Consider the following 3,746-nt stretch of genomic DNA (forward strand, 5'->3'; position numbering starts at 1 on the left):
TCATGCGGATCCTTCCGGCGGGCCGCAGGCTTTTTGAAGACCGGCGACGCGAAGTCTCCTTAAGCTTCATGAGAGATTTGCGCGCTACTCTGAAGGCATCTCAAGAGGAGCTTCGTTGAAGCGTCCGCCGCCCGCCGCTTGCTTGGTCGCAGCTGGGCCGCGGGGCGCCGAGGGCTCCTCATTTTGTTTTTGAGCCTTCTCTTTTCTTCGAGGTCTCCCGCCATGCAGCTCCGCGTCATCACGTCCGCGCTCATTCTTTCCGCCGTCGTCGGGCTCGCCTCCATTTCCGGATCCGCCGCCGCCCGCGACAAGTCCGGGCTCGAAGGGCACTGGTCGGGCGTGATGCTCACGATGATGGACGAAGCATCCGACGCCGAGCTCTCACTCGACGACTACGGCTGCTACGCGCTCTCGCTCAAAAAGGAGCACGGCATCGAGACGGGCTTCTACACCGTGAAGGCGGGCCGCGTTGAACTCAAGGACTCCTCGGGCGTCGTGCGCCGCATCCTCGAGAAGCGCGCCGACGAGAAGCTCCATCTCCTCTCGGCCGACGGGACGGCACTCAAGGATGCGCCGAAAGGGTGCTGCGCGCTCTACAAGGACTGAGGACGGGTAGGCGGCGGAATTCAATCGCCGCCTCTGCATTGGCTCGGGAGCGTGAACCCTCGACCTCTTCGCCTGTCGTTCACCGAAGAATTGCTCCCATGCAAGCACTTCCGCATGGGTTGGATCTTTTCTGGCCACGTCTGTTTTAGGAAGTTGGCGGTCTGCAGGCCCTGAAGGTGATGCCGCGATGATCTCGAGTGTCGGAGGTTACGCTCAAATATTGTACTACCTATCTTATTGGAACGGCATCACCAATACCTGCCGCGAAGTTACTGTGTCAGTTTTAAAATGGAAGCAACCCTAGTAGTTTCATTCAACTATAGTACAACTATAGTTGTACTATAGTTGTGATGGTATGTTCGGAATGACAATATCTAGTCCTGCAGATAGCGGAACTCAATATCAAAGGTTGTGTAATGAAAAAGATTTTATCGCCGAAAACTCCTGAAAAGCGACTCTTGGACCTGGAGGGCAGTAAGGTTGAATACAAAAGAGAACTTACTCGGGAGGTTGTCAAATCTGTAATTGGGTTGATGAATGCAGACGGAGGAGAGATATTCATAGGCATAGAAGACGATGGATCTATTTGTGGCGTTGATGATCCGGATGAAGTGCTTTTGCAGGTCACGAGTTTGTTGCGTGATTCCATCCGCCCAGATGCTTTGATGTTTATATCTTGCGATCCAGTCGTTATGGATGGCAAGCATGTAGTGCGCATACTGGTACTCAAAGGAACAAGAAAGCCTTACTACCTGGCCGCGAAAGGGATCAGGCCGGAGGGGGTCTATGTGCGAAGGGGAGCGGCAACCATTCCCGCATCTCCAGATTTGATATATGAGCTTCTTCGTCAGACTGAAGGTGGTGATTTTGAATCGGAAACAGCGCTTAGACAAGATCTGACGTTTAACGCGCTTCAGGAACACTTTCAACGAAGGGCGATTGACCTTACTGAAGAAAATAAGCGGACTTTGGGAATCATTGGCCCTCAAGGAAGTTATACCAATCTTGCCATGCTGCTGAGTGATCAGTGTGTCCACCAAATCAAGATTGCAACGTTTAATGGTAATGACTTTGACAAGATATCAACTCGTTATGAGGCTTCAGGGTCTGTTCTTAGTCAGTTGGATGTTGTATTCGATATACTCAAGCGGAATCAAGCCATAATATCCAATATTCGCGGGTTGGTTCGTGATGATTTTGAGACTTATCCGGAGGTTGCGCTCAGAGAGGCATTGGTCAATGCGATTGTCCACAGAGACTATTCTTATAGTGGACCTATAAGAATAGATATTTTTTCTGATCGAATGGAGTTCATGAACTTTGGGCGTCTGATGAAGGGCCTTACTGTGGACGACATTGGTTTTGGACTCTCCGAGTTAAGGAATCAAAAATTAGCGGCAATCTTTTACAGGCTTGGATATATTGAGGCTTATGGGACCGGGTTGCGCTCGATTCAAGAGAAATATAGGGAATCGATGACCAAACCAAGCATTGAGGTCTCTAATAACGGCTTTAAATTAACGCTTCCAAAGGTTGTTATCGAAGAGTTTGGTGAGGTGAATAAAAATGGAGGGGGCGGAAGAAAGAAAGTGGTTGGTGAAAGTCGCGTGAATGACTATCAATCTAAATCTGCTTCTGATAGATTTGCGGATTTTTGTAATGAGCACGCTGAATTTACGCGACAACAGCTGCAGGATGAGTTGGGAGTCTCGCAAACGACTGCAAATTATTTGATCCGACGCATGATCGATTCTGGAGAAATCAGGAAGAGTCGGGTAGGGCGATTTATCAAGTATGAAGTGCTGAAGCAGTGTTCAGACCAAACTTCTGATTGATGCCGTCCCCATCAGCAAATCGGACAAACAGCATCAAGAAAAACGGCGGCCCGCTCCACTGGAGCGCAGCCGCCGTCTGGTTCACTCGTCAATCCGGGTGATCAATAGGTCTCAAAGGCCTCCTTCATCTTCTCGGGCGACCAGCCGAAGGTGAGGAGCACGAGGATCGCGAGGATGCGGGCCTTCTGAGGCGAGAGGGTGCCCGACGGGACGTAGCCCTTTTCCTGCCACTCGGCGAGCCCCGGCGTCACGCACCCGTCGGGCACGCGGCTCGCGCGGATCACGAAGACGTTGCCGGCGGCCGCTTCGGCGAGCGCCTTTTCGGTTTCGGCGTGAATCGAGCCGTTCCCGGTGCCCGCATGAACGATGGCTTCGGCGCCGGCCGCGACCGCCGCGCGCACGAGCACGCCGTCGTCGTCCGCGTGTGAGTAGAGGATGTCCACGCGCGGCAGGTGCCTCGGGCGCGAGAAAGTTTTGAGCGTGAAGGGCGTCTCAACCCCGTGCGGGCGCTCGGGGCGCCCGAGCCAGACGATTTCGTCGCCGGCGACGAGCCCGATCGGCCCCTGGTTGACGCCTGAGAAGGCCATGACGTTCGTGGGGTTGGTCTTCATCGCGTCGCGCGCCGAGAGGATCACGTCGTTGAGGGCGAGGAGCACGCCGCGGCCCTTCGCGCGCGGGTCGGCGGCGATGCGCACGGCGTTGAGGAGATTGAGCGGGCCGTCGGCGGAGAGCGCCGTCGCGGGGCGCATCGCGCCGGTGAAGACGATGGGCTTATCCGTCTTCGCCGTGAGGTGCATGAACCACGCGGTCTCCTCCATCGTGTCCGTGCCGTGGGTCACCACGATGCCCGTCACGTCGGGGTCGGCGGCGGCGCGCTCGATCGCGGCGCCCAACTTCTTCCAGACCTCGCTCGTCATCGACATGGAGTCGATGCGGGCTGCCTCTTCAGCTTCGATGCGGGCGTAGCGCCCGAGCTGTGGCACGGCGGCGAGAAGCGCATCGACGCTGAAGTCCTTGATGCGGTAGCCCGTCATCTGCAGCGCGTCGTCGCCCGAGGAGACGATGGTGCCGCCGCAGGCGATCAGATGAATTTTGGGGAGGGTGTTGGTCATGGAGAGGTCCCTCTGGGAAGGTGTTCGAACGTCACGGCATTCTAGCGGGCGGCGGCGCCTGCGGCCGGTGCCGGCGCGCCACGCTGCGCGCCCGCGGCTTCGCGGATCTCCCCTCGAAGCGGGTCCTTGCGCCGGGCCGGATGCAAAAAAGGCGCCGGAGACCCCGACGCCTTTGATGCGGAGTTGATCCGCC

3 protein-coding genes are annotated in these 3,746 nt (G+C 56.1%); 2 read left to right on the plus strand and 1 reads right to left on the minus strand.

The window, feature by feature from the left end; all coding sequences use genetic code 11:
• Positions 1–222 precede the first annotated feature (222 nt).
• Both ACT6Y9_RS09380 and ACT6Y9_RS09385 read left to right on the plus strand, forming a co-directional pair.
• Entirely contained in the window at positions 223–606 is a 384-nt protein-coding gene (locus ACT6Y9_RS09380; protein ID WP_443744331.1) for a hypothetical protein, read from the plus strand.
• A gap of 416 nt (positions 607–1,022) precedes the next feature.
• A complete protein-coding gene (locus tag ACT6Y9_RS09385; RefSeq protein ID WP_443744332.1) occupies positions 1,023–2,441 on the plus strand; it encodes an ATP-binding protein in 1,419 nt (472 codons plus the stop codon).
• A 101-nt stretch (positions 2,442–2,542) separates the two neighbouring features.
• Here ACT6Y9_RS09385 and ACT6Y9_RS09390 read toward each other — a convergent pair whose 3' ends face one another.
• Positions 2,543–3,553 (minus strand): asparaginase, encoded by a 1,011-nt coding sequence (locus ACT6Y9_RS09390; protein ID WP_443744333.1) that lies wholly within the window; start codon positions 3,551–3,553, stop codon positions 2,543–2,545.
• Between the last annotated feature and the right edge of the window lie 193 nt (positions 3,554–3,746).

Source organism: Sutterella sp., assembly GCF_052272535.1.
Taxonomy (GTDB): Bacteria; Pseudomonadota; Gammaproteobacteria; order Burkholderiales; family Burkholderiaceae_F; genus Sutterella.